Raw genomic sequence first — 16934 nt, 5'->3', positions numbered from 1 at the left:
TGTGATTTGAAACTGAACCGTCCCGGGATTGTCGGATCGAATCGCTTTTAAGGCTTCGTTAAAGTCAAAGTTTCGCATGGTCTAATTCCTGTCTTATTTGACAGTTTATGGGAAAGACACAGTTTTTTGAAAACTACTAAACCCTCATTTCATTTTACTCCTGAGAAAAGCCATTTCTGCCAGGAAAATCAGGAGCTAATTTTCTTGCGTTAGGCATTTTTAACCACAATCTCACTAGTTTACGCTGTTTATCTTTCTCATCATAATCTAAAAAAGAGGTCCTAGAGTGCATCACAATATAATTATTACATAACTGTATATCACCAGGTTCCAACATCATATCGATTCTTAAATTGTCTCGGTGACTTATTTCCTCAAAAATATTAAGTGCATCTATTTGAACTCTAGATAATGGAATATTTTTTCTTTCATGACCAACCTCAATATACTGTCTTAGATACCGACATGCTAGCTTGCCTTTCCAATAACTAAATATAGGACTTAATGAGGGCTCATCTCCACCAAGGTGATTATAATAGGCTGGATGATAATAGTAGGCTAGATACTCTGGATATTCTTTTAAAATTATATTATAAACTGTCGCAAAACTTACTAAACTACTTTCCCCGCCTTCTTTTGCTTTTCTTATAGATAAAAGGCCTACAACGTCTGACATATCAGAATGGTAGGGTAAATTAGCATTTGTTTGATAGACTCTCGTTTGTTTGTTTTTTATATCCCCGACATTTTCTACATAGCCTAAGAGTTGATTTTGCATATTCTGAGTTACAGGTATGCCTAAATATAAGCCCAAAATATAATAAATATCTATAAGCTCATCTTCATTAAATCGTTTGACATCTAAGCCTTTTATTACAATAAAGCCATAGCCATTCTCAAGTTGATCCGATATTTCTTCAATAAAATTTAAAAATTTTTCATCTTTAATATGTATATCATCTTTATTAAAGTGAGGAGCTTTTTTCCCCAAATTGGTGATATGCTGAAGTGCTTCATCCAAAACTGACAATAAATAATCATCAAACTTAATTATCCAATCATTATTATGGGAAATTTCACTGCCGAACCAAGCACATTTCTCTTCTATAGGGGATGTTAATATTGTTTTCATGTGATCAACCTTTGAAATTATAAGAATCCTATTAGAAAATACACAAGATTTAAATAGAAGAAGATTTTTCTACTTGAGGTGATTGATAGTTATGATATTGATGTTGAATATCAATGTAGTCAGCAATGCGTTTAGCATCATGCCATACCCCCCAAATAAAACTAGAACCTTTACTTGATAAGTACGGCAAGCCTACAAAGTAAATGCCAGGCTCATCTGTGATACCTTTATTATGCTTAGGTGCGCCGTTTTCTTGAAATATATCAAAATTCAACCAATGATAATCAAAGCCAAAACCAGAAGCCCAAATTACACTTGTAATATTATCTTTGTCAAAATCAAGATCAGTAATTGGGTTTGAAATTGAATCTGGTATTGGTAGAAAAACCTTGGCTTCTGGTTCTTCAGGTAAATCCAATCCGTTTGCTTCGATATATTTATCCATTGCTTCGAGAGTGGCTAAATAGTTTTCTTCTGCACTGGTAACGTTATCAACCAAGTCATTGTGAAAATACACTTTATTATCTTCAAATTTATCTGTCATACCAACCAAGGTAATGCCATCATGTGCCAACTTTCTAAAGTCAACAGTTTCTCCACCATTCATACCGCTTACCGCAAAACCTTTGATGGGACGTTGTGGCGGAGTACTTTCTTGCCACGTTCCCAAAACACCTAACCACCAAACATTATCTCTCTGTCTATAACGGCGAGGTGGTCGTTCATGTGGACCCACCGATAAAAATACTTTTTTACCAGAGCTATTCAATTCTTTAGCGATTTGCACACCAGATGACCCTGCACCAATAACCAATACATTGCCTTCTGGTAGTTGTTCTGGATTTTTATATTGATCTGAATGAATCTGATACAAATCTTTCCAATTTGGTGCAATAGGTGGAATAACAGGTTTTTGAAAAGGACCTGTAGCAATGACAATATTGTTTGCTATAAAATCACCCTGTGTTGTGTGGACATTAAAGCCCATATTACTAGGTATTTTTTCTACTTTTAACACTTCTATACCCGTGCGAATGGGGGCTTTAATTTTTTTGGCATAACTTTCAAAATAGTCCGCCACTTCGTTATGGGACACGAATGTTTCTGGATTATGTGGAAAATCCATATTAGGAAATTTATCGTGCCAACAAGGACCATTAGCAACTAAAGAGTCCCATCGTCTGGACCGCCAAGCTTCTGCAATTCTATTTTTTTCTAAAACAATGTGGTCAATATCTAGATTGCCCAGATGCTCACTCATTGCAATACCAGCTTGACCTGCACCAATAACGAGAGTATCCGTTTTCGTTATATTATTAGTCATGATTCGCTCCCTTCTGTAAAAAACATACAAACAATATTTAAAAATGTCACAGTCATACACTGTGTATAAATACAAGTTGAATAATAGTTTCTTTGTCGAAAAATTGAAAATCGTATCATACGAACGATTGATTCAAGAAATTCTAATTACTAGCGGTATGGAATAACCGAATCAGTGCAAAGGAAAATTCAAATTGTTATCTCACACATTTAGGGCATACTAAATTTCAACAGTTTGATTACTGGTTATTACCAGTATTTCAACCATCTTTTAGTTTTTAGAACCAAGAAAAGAGGTAAATAATGAAACATACACGCATCCGCCCCTTTAATACTAAAAATACCTATCCTGAACAAAATCTCGATAATGACCTATGTCAAGCCGTTGTAGCAAAAGGTCGTACTGTATTTTTGCGTGGACAGATTGGGCAAAACCTAGACACGAGTGAAAGTGTCTGTATTGGTGATGCCAAAGGGCAAGCTGAACAGGCAATGCATAATATTCAAATGTTGCTTCAAGAGGCAGGTGGTGAGTTAGAAGATATTTGTAAAATCACGATTTATATTACTGATCCACGTTATCGTGAAGAGGTTTACCGAGTAGTTGGTAAATGGCTAAAAGGGGTATTCCCTGTTTCTACTGGCATTGTGGTATCGGCGTTGGCTAGACCAGAATGGCTTGTTGAGATTGATGCAACAGCGGTTATTCCAGACTAATATCTAAATAAGGATACTTCTATGACTTTTTCTATTGTTGCAAGATGCCCAAAAACGGGGCAATTTGGAGCATCTATTAGCTCATCATCTCCTGCTGTAGCATCACGCTGTATCCGTGCAAAAACTGGTATCGGCGTCGTGGCCAGCCAAAATATTACTGATCCAAATCTCTCGCAGGTTTTGTTAGAGATGATGCAATACAATCTTACACCGACCGACGCTGGTGCAGAGTTGGTTAAAAGTACCGATTTTATCCAATATCGCCAGCTAATGGCATTAAATGGTCAAGATGAACCTTTTGTTTTCAGTGGAGAGCATACGCTTGGCATATTTAATGCTGTTAAAGGTAAAGAAGCGGCCTGTGCTGGCAATCTCTTGGCTAATCAAGACATTCCTAAAGTTATGCTTGATACTTTTGAAAAAAGTGAAGGTAATCTAGGAAAACGTTTACTTGATAGTTTGGTTGCAGGTTACCAAGCAGGTGGCGAAGCAGGACCTGTACATTCAGCAGGACTGTTAGTGGTTGATAAGATGACATGGCCTATCATCGACCTCCGTATTGATTGGTCAGAGACGCCTATTGAAGATTTAGAACAGGCCTGGCAAATCTATGAGCCACAAATCAACGATTATGTCATGAGAGCGTTAAACCCAACAGTTTCGCCAAGCTATGGTGTACCAGGTGATTTATAACATCTGTTAAATGAGGTTAATTGTGTTAAGTCGAATAACGTTACGCCAAATGGAGTATTTTGTTGCAGTAGCCGAAAGTGGCAGTATCATTATTGCTTCTGAGAGGATTCATGTATCTTCACCTTCTATCTCTGCGGCAATTGCACACATTGAAAGTGAATTAAACGTCCAGTTATTTATTCGACAACATGCCAAAGGTTTGGTTTTGACAGACATTGGTGAACAAATAAAGCAAGCGTGCAAGGTGATTTTAAGTCAATCATCTGGACTTTACGCATTATCTGCTGATTTTTCAGGGGCAATGCGGGGCACGCTTAAGGTGGGGTGCTTTTCCGCTTTTGCACCCATGATTTATGCAGAAATTATTCATGGTTTTTCAAATTTATACAAACAAGTTAATTTGGAAACTGTGATTGATGATCATCAAGCGCTTACCCAAGATTTGATGCAGAATACCTTAGATGTGGCATTGTTATATGATTTGCATATTGATAGTAATTATATCAACTTTATGCCACTAGCAGATTTACCCCCCTATGTTTTGCTTGCAGAATCACACCCCTTGGCAAAGCAACAGGCAGTAACACTCAAGGAATTGGTTGACTATCCCATGATATTGTTAGATATGCCTTACAGTAATGATTACTTCTTGTCTCTATTTCGCCATCAAAAACTACAGCCCAATGTTGTTGAAACGTCAAAACATGTTGATGTAATTCGTTCAATGGTGGGAAATAATATTGGTTATACCATTTTAAACGTTCGTCCAAAAATGGATTATTCGCCTGATGGCAAGAAGCTTGTGATGGTAAGAATTTCAGGCGATGTACGACCCATGAAAATAGGGATTGCAACACCCGTTAACGCCAATATAGGCAAGATATGTCAAGCGTTTATTAGTCGGTGTCAGGCTTTTATTTCAAATCAATATATCCCAGGAATGAGTGTTGCCTATTTTTCACAAGCGCATATCAAAAATCAGTCAATAGAAGTAGGTGACTAATGCAATATCAAACAGAATATCTTGAAGTGCTAGAAAAACTAATCGCATTTGATACGACTTCTTATAAAAGTAATTTATTACTCATTGACTATATTAAAGAGTATCTAGCAAGCTCAAACATTGAGATTACTCTAGATTTCAATGAGCAAAAAACCAAGGCTAATTTATTTGCAACCACAGGACCTAAAGATAAAGCAGGTATTTTGTTGTCAGGTCATACTGATGTAGTGCCTGTAGAAGGGCAGAATTGGCGAACTGACCCTTTTAGTATGACGATTCAAGATAATCTCGTCTTTGGTCGTGGTACAGCAGATATGAAAGGGTTTATAGCCTGTGCTTTGGTTATGTTTAAAAAAGCATCTAAGCAACAACTACAACGTCCTTTACACTTATGTTTGTCTTATGACGAAGAAATAGGTTGTGTTGGTGTCAGAAGTATTTTAACCAAATTAGAAAGTTTAATTATACCACCAATGTTTGCCATCATTGGCGAACCTACCATGATGGAGGTTGCTACTGGGCATAAAGGTAAAGCGGTATTTCAAGTATTCTGCTCTGGTAAAGAAGGGCATTCAGCCTTAGCCCCAAATTTTGATAATGCCATTCATACTGCCACACAGTTTGTGCAAAGCCTAATCGAATCTCAAGAGTATTTAGCCAATGTCGGTAGCCAAGACTTAGGGTTTGATGTTCCTTATTCCACTATTCATGTGGGGAAAATTTATGGTGGAAAAGCGTTAAATATTGTGCCAAATCTTTGTCAGCTAGATTATGAAATTCGTAATGTTACTCAAGATAGTATTGAACAGATCCAGCAACATATCTTAGAAAACTATTCAAAAAAAGCATCCATTGCAAAAATTCATGTAGAAAATATTAATCAATATCCAGGTTTAGACACGTCATGCCAAGAGGATGCAGTACAAATGGTGCAGGGCTTATTATCAACTCCGTCTAAGCCGACCAAAATATCCTTCGGCACAGAAGGTGGTCTATTTAAACAACAAATGCATTGTCCAATTGTTGTGTGCGGACCAGGAACGATTGAAGTCGCTCATAAACCCAATGAACATGTTAGCATCGCCCAGCTTGAGATATGTGATGTGTTTTTGCAAAAACTGTTATCCATACTGCTATAACGTGGATTTTATAAAAAGAGGAGAAAGTAATGCATTTTGATTGGGCATATACATTTGGTCTATTGAAAAATAAAGACTTTTGGCAAGCCACTTTAACAGTGATTGAACTTAGTGTATTGGTTTGGATATTAGGCATCGTCTTAGGATTTTTATTGGCACTGGGTAAAAAGTCTAAAATCAAAATCATTTCTACTTTAAGTGGCGGCTATATCTGGTTTTTTCGTAGCTTACCACTCTTGGTGTTATTGGTATTTATCTATAATATGCCACAAGTATTCCCACAAACCAGTGTTATCTTAGCTTCTTCTTTTTTGTCTGGCCTCATTGCACTAACCCTAAGTGAAGCTGCCTATATCGCAGAAATTCATCGTGGTGGACTCAACTCTATTCATAAAGGTCAAATAGAAGCAGGTAAAGCGTTAGGTATAAAAACTGCGGGAATCCAACGTTTAATTGTTGTACCCCAAGCATTACGTATCTCATTGCCTACCTTAAGCAATGAATTTGTTACGATTGTTAAATTGACGTCGCTAGTATCAGTTATCTCACTTACCGAGATCCTACTCGTCGGACAACGTCTCTACACTCAAAACTTCCTAGTTCTAGAGACCATGTTAGCCGTGGCATTCTTTTACGTGCTTATCGTGACAGTGTTTGGTTGGCTCATTGGTAAATTCGAAAAATTCATTGATATCACCCATAGGAACCCACCTTTATTAAAAGAAGATGAAATACCTATCCCCACCACCAATAAATCTCTAGCTAATTATGAATTCTTAAACAATGAAAGAATTGGTGATTATGCTTTAGAAGCTATTGATATTCATAAATCCTATGGTGATCATAAAGTTCTAAAAGGTATTGATTTGAATGTTAAGTGGGGTGAAGTTATTTCGGTTATTGGGCCATCGGGTTCTGGTAAAACGACATTTATCCGCACGCTAAATGGTTTGGAAAGTTTGAACAAAGGCACAGTCAATTTAATGGGTAAGCCATTCTTGAAAGACCAAACATTAACAGAAAACTCATCAGCATATAAAGAACAAATTATTCATGTTGGCATGGTGTTCCAAAGTTTTAATTTATTTCCTCATAAGACTGTCTTGGAAAATGTGATGCTAGCCCCTGAATATCATGGCATGAATGATAAAGGAATTAACCAGCTTACCGCTATCGCTATGCTAGACAAAGTCGGTATGAAGCTTCATGCTAATAAATACCCACATCAATTATCTGGTGGCCAACAACAGCGTGTGGCGATTGCTAGAGCTTTGGCGATGCAACCTTCCATTATTTTGTTTGATGAACCAACTTCAGCGTTAGACCCAGAACTTGTCAATGAGGTTTTAAAAGTTATGGAACAGCTAGCAAAAGAGGGCTTAACGATGATTATTGTAACGCATGAAATGAATTTTGCTTTCAAAATTTCTGACCGGGTGATTTTTATGGAAGACGGGCACATTGTTGAACAGGGCTCACCTGCTGAGCTAGAACATAGCCGAAATGAGCGATTTAAACAATTTATTAGAAAACATTGATTCGCATTAAGGTATGAATCTTAGTTTTTAATACTAAGATTCATACAGATAAGGAAACTAAATGTCAAAAACAATCAATATCGCTTTTGCAGAAGCCCACTCTCTCATCCGCACGCTAAGTTTTGATAAACAAACGTTACCTTGCTCTATTAGTTTTAACCAATTTAACCATCTCTCGCAATCTGAGTTTGAATCGGATGTCGAAAACCAACAGATTATAATTCTTAATGACCTCTGTATAACACCACAAGTTTTATCCAACAACCCTAAACTTCAATTAGTCGCTTTATGCTCAACAGGCTACGATAAACAACCCATTCAACTGCTTCAATCCAAAGGCATTCATCTATGCAATGTCAGAGAATATGCATCTCATAGCTTAGCAGAACACGCCTTTATGCTAATGATAAATTTAATTAGAAATTTTAGTGGCTACGATGAAGCAGTAAAGAGTGGCAAATGGTCTAAATGTGATAATTTTTGTTATTTAGAAACGCCAATTTATGAGTTGTATCAAAAGACCTTGGTAATTATTGGTAGTGGCACAAGTGGCAAGGCACTGGCCAATAAGGCTAAGGCATTTGGTATAAATGTGATATTTAGTGAACGTAAAAATGCGATACATTGTCGAGAAGGTTATATACCTTTTTTGCAAGCTATTCAGCTAGCAGATATTATTTCATTACACTGTGAGTTAAATGGAGATACTTATCACTTGATTGATGAAGAAACGTTATTAATGCTACAAAAGCATGCCTTGTTAATTAATATTGCCAGAGGTGGACTGGTTGATGAAAATGCTGTCATCCATGCACTATTAACAGGTGATCTAGGAGGCTATGCTGCGGATGTCTTAACTCAAGAACCACCTGCGATAAATCATCCCATGATAACTACTAGATTACCCAACTTACTTATAACTCCCCATGTCGCTTGGGCAAGCCAAGAAGCACAACATCGTTTAGTCATCGAAATTGAAGAAAATATTTGTGCTTACTTACAAGGCTGCCCGAAAAACTTGGTCTGCTAAATGTTGAAATATTAACTGTGTTTAAGTTATTTAGCGAATTCAGGCTCTTGTATCAGCAATTGTTTTTTAGCATCTTCGAAATGGGCTTCGCTGAAATCTTCAATTGACTCCCAATCTTTAGCTGTTTTCTCAGCTGTTTTTTCAGCCAAAATATTCAAGGGCTGGTTAGTTGAATAGGCTGTTGCCAAAATTTGGCAAGCACGTTCAATGGTATACATATCATCAAAGGCAACGCCAATGCTATGAGAACCAATTAAAACACCATGATTCCCCATCATTAACCGAGTATGTTGACCCAATAAATTTGCTAACCGCTCACCCTCTGCCAAAGAGTCTGCCATACCTTGATAGCACATATCATACGATACTCGATTAAAGTAACGTGCAGTATTTTGATCAATCGGTTTAATAGTTGGGTCTTTTAGCGTCGATATCGCTGTTGCATAGATGGGATGAAGATGCAACACACATTTGATATCAGGGCGTAGCTTATGTATCCGACCATGAATTGCCCACGCCGTTGGGTCGATTTTTTCCATTAACTCTTCACTTGGATCGTCGGCGTCTAAAAGAATCAAATCACTAGCTTTGATGGTAGAAAAATGTTGCCATTTTGGGTTGATTAAGAATTTTTTGCCATCAGCAGACACAGAGGCACTAAAATGATTAGCCACTGCTTCATGCATATTGAGTCTAGCAAACCAACGAAAACAGGCAGCAAGATTGATGCGGGATTGTTGCTCATCAATTAACAAGGTATTGTTTAATGAATTCATACGTTTACTCCTATCAAGATTTAGATAAAGGAATTATTACTATAGCGAATAAACTAGGAATAAATGACGATAATTAAATAGGATTTACAGTAGCAGTGAATCATTTTTTCAAAATTGCTTACAGCTCAGTTTTTTTGTATAACTATCATCATAGTCATTACTTATAGCTAATCATCAAATCATAGCATGCGTTAGCGAATACGTTACCTACGAATATGAAAACTTAATTTAATATGTTTTCACTATATCATTTTATTAAAGGAGACAGTTTGTCATGAAAATAACAGCGATGAAAAATTTTTCTGGTAGAAAATTATTGGCAATATGTTTAGTTAGTACATCATTAATAGGTTGTAGCAAATCTGCGGAGCAAACAAAAACTGACAATAGTGCAGCAAATAACTCTGAGTCATCTACCCCTGTATCTGTTACACAAGCAAATGGTGCAAATGAAGTCACAATGATGGTGGGTAGTGATATTACCTTTCCACCGTTTGAATATATGGAAAATAATCAACCTAAAGGTTTTGATATTGATATCATGGATGCGATTCTAGCTGAGAATGGTACAAAACCAAATTATATAGATACTCGCTTTTCAAATCTAATTCCAGGTCTAGATGGTAAAAAGTTTGATGCGATTATTTCTGGTTTATATATTACGCCTGAAAGACTGCAAAAAGTCGATATGATCCCTTACTTTAAAACATATGAAGCGCTATTAGTAAGGACAGAGGGGGATTTTAAACCGAAGACACGTGATGAGCTGTGTGGCAAATCGGTGGCTACCCAAAAAGGTGCCATTTACCCATTGCAAATTCAACAGTTTTCCAAAGAGAGCTGTGAGTCCAAAGGAAAACCTGCCATTACTATCAAAGAATTCGAAACGTCACCGCAAGCTATACAGGCGTTATTATCGAGTGCAGTTGATGCCCAGTATGACGATGTAGGGGTCGCCAAAGAAGCGGTCAAAAAACTCAATAATCGAGTGATGATTTCAAGTACAGATAAGTTCATACCGATTCTTGGTGGCATCGCTGTCAGAAAAGGTGATACTGAGACTTACAATAAAATTAATGAAGGTTTGTCCAAAATTAAAGCGTCGGGTAAATATGATCAATTAATGAAACAATATGATTTGGTTGCCCCAACTGATGAGGAAAACAAGGCTGCAATTGGCAAACCTTAAGCTTTAACATTTGTATGACAAGAATATCAAGAATATTAAAAAACTGTAGTGGTCAACTAATTTTAGACAGTCTTTAAGAGATTTTGATTAAAGAACGGTAGTGTTCAAAAAACTGTGTCATTTCACTAAACTATTCACAATAGAAGGAATGACACCATGCAAAACTTTGACTTTAACGAAGCCTTAAAAGCTATTCAATCTGGTAAACCCATCACAGGCAGTGATGGTGTCCTTGCCCCGCTCATAAAGCAACTCACCGAAGCGGCACTATCGGCTGAGATAGACAGCCACCTTGAGCAAAACCCAAGTAACAATCGCCGTAACGGCTACAGCAAAAAGACCGTCAAATCAGCCGTTGGCAGCTTTGAGCTTGAAACACCACGTGACCGCAATGGCGAATTTGAACCTGTCTTGGTTAAAAAGCATCAGACTAAGCTCACCCCTGAAATTGACAACCGCATCCTATCGCTGTTCTCGCATGGCATGAGCTATACCGCCATCAAAGACCACATTACCGAGATGTATCAGCTAGAAGTCTCAGAAGCCACCATTAGCAATATTACTGATAGTCTTATCCCACAGCTTAAAGCCTGGCAATCAAGACCACTCGATAGCGTTTATCCGTTTGTCTGGCTCGATGCCATCCACTACAAGGTTAAAGACGAAGGACGCTATGTTAATAAAGCTGTTTACACGCTGTTAGCACTCAATACTGAAGGTCGTAAAGAACTTATTGGGCTATACTGCTCTGAAAGCGAGGGAGCGAACTACTGGCTATCGGTACTCACTGATTTACACAATCGTGGCGTACAGGATATTCTGATTGCCTGTGTTGATGGCTTAAAAGGTTTCCCTGAAGCCATTCAAGCCATATTCCCTAATACTGAGGTGCAATTGTGTGTGATTCATCAAATCCGTAACAGTATTCGTTATGTGGCAAGTCGTGACCAAAAAGCCTTTATGCGGGATTTAAAGCCTGTGTACAAAGCTGTGAATAAAGAATCTGCTGAGTTAGCACTTGATGAGCTCGATAGGCTATGGGGCAGTAAGTACCCTGCGGTGATTGCTTCTTGGCGAGATAAGTGGCATTTGCTCAGTGCCTATTTCAAGTACCCCGAAGCGGTTAGAAAACCCATTTATACGACCAATGCGGTTGAAGCGGTTCATCGCCAATTTCGTAAGTTGACCAAGACTAAGGGAGCGTTCCCAAATGAAACTAGCTTGCTTAAATTACTGTATGTTGGTATGTTAAATGCGTCAGAGAAATGGACAATGCCAATTAATAATTGGGGGCAAACAATGATGCAGTTGTCTATCCATTTCCCTGGTCGATTAGATGATATGATTAATCTTTAATTCACTTGACACAGAGTTTTGAACGCCCTCTAAAGAACTGATTTTCTTTCTTAACGGGCGTCAAGTAATTATTAAAAGCATGTGGTCTAAATTGACAGTAATAACCTAAGATATAACTTGCTACATCAACTCTTGCTTGAGCTAAATCATCGTAACCATTTTTCGGTACTTCGCTATTGCTCGCCTTGCGAAGCAGTGCTTCTCACCATTTTGTTTTAAAGCTCCTAAAGAACCGCTCAGTTGGAGCATTATCCCTGAGGAGCAATTAGCAAAGCACTGCTTTGCAGCGACGCAAGACAAGCGCTATGCCCGCAGTGATTTTCCACGGCGACTCATATTATGTTTTATGCCTTTACACTGTGTAATCGCATCAGCAAATGCTCGGCTGGTATAGTGCATATCTTGGTCTGAATGAAACAACACATTTTGTGGACTTAGCCGAACGGTATAAGCCATTTTAAGGGCTTCTACAGTCAATCTGCTATCAGGACTATCACTCATCGTAAATCCCACGATATTGCGAGAGAATAGATCAATTACTACCGCTAAATAACAGAATCCCGCTTTAGTACGAATATAGATGACATCGCCTGTCCAGACTTGATTTGGAGCCGTTGGGGCAAATTCACGGTTAAGCACGTTATCATGAATACTGTGTCGCTTCTCAGCGTGTTTGTAACGATCTCTAGTTCGTTGACGACTCACTAGTCCTTGCTCATTCATAATTTTACGAGCTTTGTAACGAGATAACGTAATGCCGTGTTGCTGGCTGACTATCATGGCGATATTTCGTGCCCCTGCTGAGCTTTTAGAGGTATCGAAAGCTTGTTTTACCCAAGTCCTTAGATTTATTTGTTCTAAGCTGGGTAGTTTGGGTTTTTTTAGAGCGTAATGGGTGCTCCTTGGTATATTAAATAACTGACACAGTCTTACTTTGCTGATTTTGGGTTCAGATTTGGCGGTTTGCTCTATTAACGAAATCCGAGACTGTCTTGTGCTAATAGAGTTGATGCCCACTCGAGGATAACTCTCGCCTTGCGTCGGGGCGAAGCAGTGCTTCGCTTATCCCTCCTCATTTAAGATATCCCTTTCTTCAGTAACCCGTTGCAGCTCTTTTTTTAGCCTAGCAAGTTCGACACTTGAATCCTTGTCTTTGGTTGGCTTGGACTGTCCCTGATCGTACCTTTTTACCTAAGCATACATAAAGGTTATGGGTGGTCATGACTAAACGTGTAGCTACTTCTGCTACGCTATAGCCTTTCTCTGTGACTTGTTTAACTGCTTCGATTTTGAATTCTTCAAGGTATGGTTTACCGCTCATATTCACCTCATAAGTTAGCCATTTTATCTAACTTTAAGGTGTCTACAAAATCGGTGGCTATTCACTTTTTATACCACGGCCTTTTATTTTCCTGCTCTAACAAAAAAGCCCATTTTCAAAACATATGGGCCTTTTAAAGTGATTATATACTATTGTATGAAGTTCAGGATTTACTAATTGCTACTTTGCTTTCTTCTTCTTCGGTAGGTGCAACGAAATCATAGTTTTTTAACAATTGGTCATATTTGCCTGATGTTTTGATTTTTGTCAAACCATCTTTGATTTTATTATAGTTTTCGGTATCTCCTTTTCTAACTGCAATACCACCGAGAATTGAAATAAACTTATCTGTACTCGAAATTATTATTCTATTGTTTAATTTTTTAACTGCTTCTTTAGCAACTCCTATATCATCATATTGAGCATCTACAGCACTGGATAATAAAGCTTGAATTGCCTGAGGTGATGTCTCGAATTCCTTAATATTAATCGCAGGTTTACCTTTAGACTCACAGCTTTCTTTCGAGAATTTCTGTAGTTGCAATACATATATAGCCCCTTTTGTGGTTGAAACAGATTTCCCGCATAATTCATCACGAGTTTTTGGTTTGAAATTACTCTCGGATCGCACCAAAAGAGCTTCATAAGTTTTAAAATAAGGAATCATATCAACCTTTTGCAACCTTTCTGGCGTTATATATAAACCAGAAATTAAAGCATCAAATTTTTTTCCATCGAGCCCTGGAATTAAATTTGAAAAACGTGTATCTACGTAATTTGGTTTTATGCCATTTTCAGCTAAAATGGCATTCATGATATCAATGTCGAAACCTTTGGGCTGATTATTTTCCATATATTCAAAAGGTGCAAAGGTGATATCACTACCAATAGTAAGTGTTGTTGCATTCTGACTATTTGGAGAGACAGGTACTATTGAAGATGTTTCACTGTTTTTTACGCTTTTATCATTTTTTGTTTGCTCACCGGATTGACTACAACCTATTAGAATCGTGCTGGTTAAACAAACTGCAAATAAATTTGCAACAGAAAATTTTTTTATTACCTTGACTTTCATGATAGATTTTCTCCTTAGTGAGCATGGGTTATGATGATAGTTATACAAAACCAGCTTTTAAGAAGCAATTTTGAAAAAACGATTCATTAATATTGTAAATCCTACTTAATTATTATTTGCCACTGATTTATTCAGTATAGTAAGTATTTCTTTAATAGACCTCTTTCCAAACTAATGTAGCTCGAAATTATAAATTGCAGAAATCAAATTGACTCTTACTCCAAAATGTTTTCTGGGATTAAAATAACGACAAGACAATATCTTAAAGTGTTTGATTTTACCCATAACATGCTCATTTAAAACACTCTCGGATAATTGTAGTGGTAAAGTTTAATTAGACAGCCTTTAAGATATTTTGATTAAAAAACTGACTTTCTTTCTCTACTGGTGTTAATTAATCATTACAGCTGTGTGGTCTAACTTGGCAGTAATAACCGACAATATAACTTGCCACATCAACTCTCACTTGAGCCAAATAATCATAACCACGTTTAGGCATCCATTCTGTTTTAAAACTGCTAAAGAATCGCTCGGTAGGTGCTTTATCCCAACAATTACCTCTACGGCTCATGCTGTGTTTCATGCCTTTGCACTGGGCAATCGCATCAGCAAATGCTCGACTGGTATAGTCAGAATGAAATAATACATTCTGTGGCTCTAAACGCACCGTATAAGCCATTTCAAGGGCTTGGGCAGTTAATTGGCTGTCAGGACTATTACTCATGGCAAATCCCATAATATTGCGAGAGAATAAGTCAATTACTACTGCTAGATAACAACCCCCTGTTTTAGTACGCATGTAAGTCACATCACCTGTCCAGACTTGATTGGGAGCAGTTGGGCTAAATTCTCGCTTCAGTAGTTTGTCACAAATGGCGTGTTCTTTGTCAGCTTTGCTGTAGCGATGTCTAATAAGCTGACGGCTGACCAAGCCTTGTTGCGCCATGATTTTGCTTGCTTTGTAACGAGTGATTTTAACATTATGTTGTTTACTAACGATCTCTGATAGCGTTCTCGCCCCTGCCGAGCCTTAGGACTGGTCAAAGGCTTGTTTTACCCAGAGAGTTAAATTGATTTGCTCAAGGCTGGGCATTTTGGGCTTTTTTGCTAGATAGTGAGTACTCCTTGCTACGCCAAACAGCTCACATAGTTTAACTTTACTGATTCTAGGTATTGCTTTGGCTAGCTTCTCTATTAGCGGTGAAAACCGAGTGTGTCTATTGCTAATAGAACGGATGCCCACTCGAGGATAACTCTCGCCTTGCGTCGGGGCGAAGCAGTGCTTCGCTTATCCCTCCTCATTTAAGATGTCTCGCTCTAGTTTGAGCTTGGCTACTTCTTTTTTTAGTCGCTGAATTTCTCGTTGTTCTTCTATTAGGGCGTTACCCTTAGATATGGGGTTGCCTCGTTTTTCTCTGCGATAACAGGTTAGCCAGTTTTCGAGTGTGGATTCGGCTATTTCATATTGGGTTGTGACATCACTTGGTTTTTGCCCTTGTTCTTCTATGAGTTTTATCATTTCTAGTTTCAATGCGAGTGTGTAGGTTTTGCGTACTTTTGTCATGAGATTATCCCTCCATTCGGGGTATTATAATCTCTTATTGGCTGTCTAGGTTTATTATGCGACTACAGGTCTAGACATTGGGGAGTACCTTAGAACAGGTTCTTAGATTCCAAAAAAACAAACTAATACTTCTTAAATTCCTTATTTCTAATTTGAACTTTGACTCCTATAATTAATTGCAAGATCAGACTTTAAGTTTGATAAGCATTGATTTTTTCTTACTTATTAATAAGGAGTGCTATAAATGTTAGAAGAAGAGCAAAAAATTTTTGAACGAGATGGTGTTGTTGTCATACGTGGTATGTTTAAAGATTGGATGGATGTGCTAGAAGAAGGCGTTAGAGTCAACGAGCAAGATCCTGGACAATGGTTTCGAGACTACACCCCAGGCCAAGCCCAAGGACGTTTTTGGGCAGACTATTGTAATTGGCAACGCATCGAGGCTTTTCAAAAATTTGTCAAAGAAAGCCCTGCTGGTGATATCGTAAAAGCCTTAATGCAATCGCAAAGTGTTCGCATGTTTCATGAACATGTCTTAGTCAAAGGTGCAGGTTCATCCAAAGTGACACCTTGGCATCATGATGCACCTTATTACCCTGTTGATGCTAAACAAACCTTAAGTTTATGGATTCCGCTTGATCCGGTTGCACGAGAATCGTCGATTGAGTTTGTTGCAGGGTCGCACAAATGGGGTAAATATTTTAGACCCTTAAATTTCACTGGTGAATATTATGATCAACGCGACGGTAAAGAAGAAATGTTACCTGATATTGATAACCATCGGGAAGAGTTCGACATTGTAGGTTGGGCTTTAGAGCCAGGTGATGCAGTTGCATTTGATTATTCGACTGTACATGGTGCACCTGGCAATAAGTCTCAGCAACATTCTCGACGCGCCGTGTCTTTTCGTTGGCTAGGTGATGAAGCGGTGTATGTAAATCGTGGTGGAAGAACATCACCTCCATATCCTCAATACATAGACAAGCTCTCAACAGGAGATGCTTTACCTGAAGATGAGTTTCCGTTTATTGCGTAAATTTTGACATTATCACGTTACTCATCTTTAGTCATTGTTCCT

The 16934-nt window shown here is 38.0% G+C and carries 15 protein-coding genes and 3 pseudogenes; 10 read left to right on the top strand and 8 right to left on the bottom strand.

All coding sequences use genetic code 11. The features are described 5' to 3' along the window. Positions 1–154: 154 nt before the first annotated feature. Both LAJ61_RS03370 and LAJ61_RS03365 read right to left on the bottom strand, forming a co-directional pair. Positions 155–1132: a TauD/TfdA family dioxygenase gene (locus LAJ61_RS03370; RefSeq protein ID WP_224054467.1), complete on the bottom strand. Its 978-nt coding sequence runs from the start codon at positions 1130–1132 to the stop codon at positions 155–157. Positions 1133–1181: 49 nt separating this feature from the next. Continuing rightward, positions 1182–2456, bottom strand: coding sequence for a flavin-containing monooxygenase (locus tag LAJ61_RS03365; RefSeq protein ID WP_204155511.1), 1275 nt, complete (start codon positions 2454–2456; stop codon positions 1182–1184). Positions 2457–2758: 302 nt separating this feature from the next. Here LAJ61_RS03365 and LAJ61_RS03360 point away from each other — a divergent pair, with 302 nt between their 5' ends. From LAJ61_RS03360 to LAJ61_RS03330, 7 genes and pseudogenes are all read left to right on the top strand, one after another. Next, positions 2759–3172 (top strand): RidA family protein, encoded by a 414-nt coding sequence (locus LAJ61_RS03360; RefSeq protein ID WP_224054466.1) that lies wholly within the window; start codon positions 2759–2761, stop codon positions 3170–3172. A 21-nt stretch (positions 3173–3193) separates the two neighbouring features. Further along, complete coding sequence (locus LAJ61_RS03355; RefSeq protein ID WP_160001183.1) at positions 3194–3865, top strand: DUF1028 domain-containing protein; 672 nt, start codon at positions 3194–3196, stop codon at positions 3863–3865. Positions 3866–3914: 49 nt separating this feature from the next. Further along, complete coding sequence (locus LAJ61_RS03350) at positions 3915–4868, top strand: LysR family transcriptional regulator (RefSeq protein WP_267460937.1); 954 nt, start codon at positions 3915–3917, stop codon at positions 4866–4868. After that, positions 4868–6007 (top strand): acetylornithine deacetylase, encoded by a 1140-nt coding sequence (gene argE, locus LAJ61_RS03345; protein WP_224054465.1) that lies wholly within the window; start codon positions 4868–4870, stop codon positions 6005–6007. The genes LAJ61_RS03350 and argE overlap by 1 nt, the downstream gene beginning before the upstream one ends. A 29-nt stretch (positions 6008–6036) precedes the next feature. After that, positions 6037–6681, top strand: a pseudogene (locus LAJ61_RS11210) (amino acid ABC transporter permease); the annotation flags it as partial. Positions 6682–6798: 117 nt separating this feature from the next. Next, positions 6799–7545 (top strand): amino acid ABC transporter ATP-binding protein, encoded by a 747-nt coding sequence (locus LAJ61_RS11205; protein WP_409034991.1) that lies wholly within the window; start codon positions 6799–6801, stop codon positions 7543–7545. Between the two features lie 61 nt (positions 7546–7606). Next, positions 7607–8575 carry an NAD(P)-dependent oxidoreductase gene (locus LAJ61_RS03330; RefSeq protein WP_204155516.1) on the top strand — a complete coding sequence of 323 codons (969 nt, stop codon included), beginning with the start codon at positions 7607–7609 and terminating at the stop codon, positions 8573–8575. Positions 8576–8601: 26 nt separating this feature from the next. Here the strand turns inward: LAJ61_RS03330 and LAJ61_RS03325 are convergent, their stop codons facing one another. Continuing rightward, entirely contained in the window at positions 8602–9351 is a 750-nt protein-coding gene (locus LAJ61_RS03325; RefSeq protein ID WP_160001188.1) for a class II aldolase and adducin N-terminal domain-containing protein, read from the bottom strand. Positions 9352–9625: 274 nt separating this feature from the next. Between LAJ61_RS03325 and LAJ61_RS03320 the strand changes: the two genes are divergently transcribed. Both LAJ61_RS03320 and LAJ61_RS03315 read left to right on the top strand, forming a co-directional pair. Then, positions 9626–10540, top strand: a complete 915-nt coding sequence (locus LAJ61_RS03320; RefSeq protein ID WP_224054464.1) for an ABC transporter substrate-binding protein — start codon at positions 9626–9628, stop codon at positions 10538–10540. Between the two features lie 156 nt (positions 10541–10696). Next, complete coding sequence (locus tag LAJ61_RS03315; protein WP_224053897.1) at positions 10697–11896, top strand: IS256 family transposase; 1200 nt, start codon at positions 10697–10699, stop codon at positions 11894–11896. A 303-nt stretch (positions 11897–12199) separates the two neighbouring features. On the opposite strand, the gene LAJ61_RS03310 is transcribed toward LAJ61_RS03315, so the two are convergent. The 5 genes and pseudogenes from LAJ61_RS03310 to LAJ61_RS03285 form a co-directional block, all read right to left on the bottom strand. Then, positions 12200–12913 carry an IS3 family transposase gene (locus tag LAJ61_RS03310; RefSeq protein ID WP_224054463.1) on the bottom strand — a complete coding sequence of 238 codons (714 nt, stop codon included), beginning with the start codon at positions 12911–12913 and terminating at the stop codon, positions 12200–12202. Positions 12914–13097: 184 nt separating this feature from the next. Then, positions 13098–13217, bottom strand: a pseudogene (locus LAJ61_RS11200) (transposase); the annotation flags it as partial. A gap of 163 nt (positions 13218–13380) precedes the next feature. Continuing rightward, positions 13381–14292, bottom strand: coding sequence for an ABC transporter substrate-binding protein (locus tag LAJ61_RS03300; protein WP_160001192.1), 912 nt, complete (start codon positions 14290–14292; stop codon positions 13381–13383). A gap of 394 nt (positions 14293–14686) precedes the next feature. After that, a pseudogene (locus LAJ61_RS03290) lies at positions 14687–15307 on the bottom strand (IS3 family transposase); the annotation flags it as partial. A gap of 273 nt (positions 15308–15580) precedes the next feature. Next, on the bottom strand, positions 15581–15856 hold the full coding sequence (locus LAJ61_RS03285; protein WP_224054461.1) for a transposase: 276 nt from the start codon (positions 15854–15856) through the stop codon (positions 15581–15583). Between the two features lie 244 nt (positions 15857–16100). Between LAJ61_RS03285 and LAJ61_RS03280 the strand changes: the two genes are divergently transcribed. Next, entirely contained in the window at positions 16101–16892 is a 792-nt protein-coding gene (locus LAJ61_RS03280) for a phytanoyl-CoA dioxygenase family protein (RefSeq protein ID WP_160001194.1), read from the top strand. The last annotated feature ends 42 nt before the right edge of the window (positions 16893–16934 follow it).

Source organism: Faucicola osloensis, from assembly GCF_020041925.1.
GTDB classification, from domain to species: Bacteria; Pseudomonadota; Gammaproteobacteria; order Pseudomonadales; family Moraxellaceae; genus Faucicola; species Faucicola osloensis_D.
Note: the sequence above shows the minus strand (reverse complement) of the source record. Positions and strands in the feature narration are given on the sequence as shown.

What these genes read in the sequence shown, in the direction of transcription:
- LAJ61_RS03365 (WP_204155511.1), bottom strand. Translation starts at nt 2,456, where the DNA reads ATGACTAATAATATAACGAAAACGGATACTCTCGTTATTGGTGCAGGT.
- LAJ61_RS03370 (WP_224054467.1), bottom strand. Translation starts at nt 1,132, where the DNA reads ATGAAAACAATATTAACATCCCCTATAGAAGAGAAATGTGCTTGGTTC.
- LAJ61_RS03280 (WP_160001194.1), top strand. Translation starts at nt 16,101, where the DNA reads ATGTTAGAAGAAGAGCAAAAAATTTTTGAACGAGATGGTGTTGTTGTC.
- LAJ61_RS03320 (WP_224054464.1), top strand. Translation starts at nt 9,626, where the DNA reads ATGAAAATAACAGCGATGAAAAATTTTTCTGGTAGAAAATTATTGGCA.
- LAJ61_RS03355 (WP_160001183.1), top strand. Translation starts at nt 3,194, where the DNA reads ATGACTTTTTCTATTGTTGCAAGATGCCCAAAAACGGGGCAATTTGGA.
- LAJ61_RS03360 (WP_224054466.1), top strand. Translation starts at nt 2,759, where the DNA reads ATGAAACATACACGCATCCGCCCCTTTAATACTAAAAATACCTATCCT.
- LAJ61_RS03350 (WP_267460937.1), top strand. Translation starts at nt 3,915, where the DNA reads ATGGAGTATTTTGTTGCAGTAGCCGAAAGTGGCAGTATCATTATTGCT.
- LAJ61_RS03330 (WP_204155516.1), top strand. Translation starts at nt 7,607, where the DNA reads ATGTCAAAAACAATCAATATCGCTTTTGCAGAAGCCCACTCTCTCATC.
- LAJ61_RS03315 (WP_224053897.1), top strand. Translation starts at nt 10,697, where the DNA reads ATGCAAAACTTTGACTTTAACGAAGCCTTAAAAGCTATTCAATCTGGT.
- LAJ61_RS03325 (WP_160001188.1), bottom strand. Translation starts at nt 9,351, where the DNA reads ATGAATTCATTAAACAATACCTTGTTAATTGATGAGCAACAATCCCGC.
- argE (WP_224054465.1), top strand. Translation starts at nt 4,868, where the DNA reads ATGCAATATCAAACAGAATATCTTGAAGTGCTAGAAAAACTAATCGCA.
- LAJ61_RS03300 (WP_160001192.1), bottom strand. Translation starts at nt 14,292, where the DNA reads ATGAAAGTCAAGGTAATAAAAAAATTTTCTGTTGCAAATTTATTTGCA.
- LAJ61_RS03285 (WP_224054461.1), bottom strand. Translation starts at nt 15,856, where the DNA reads ATGACAAAAGTACGCAAAACCTACACACTCGCATTGAAACTAGAAATG.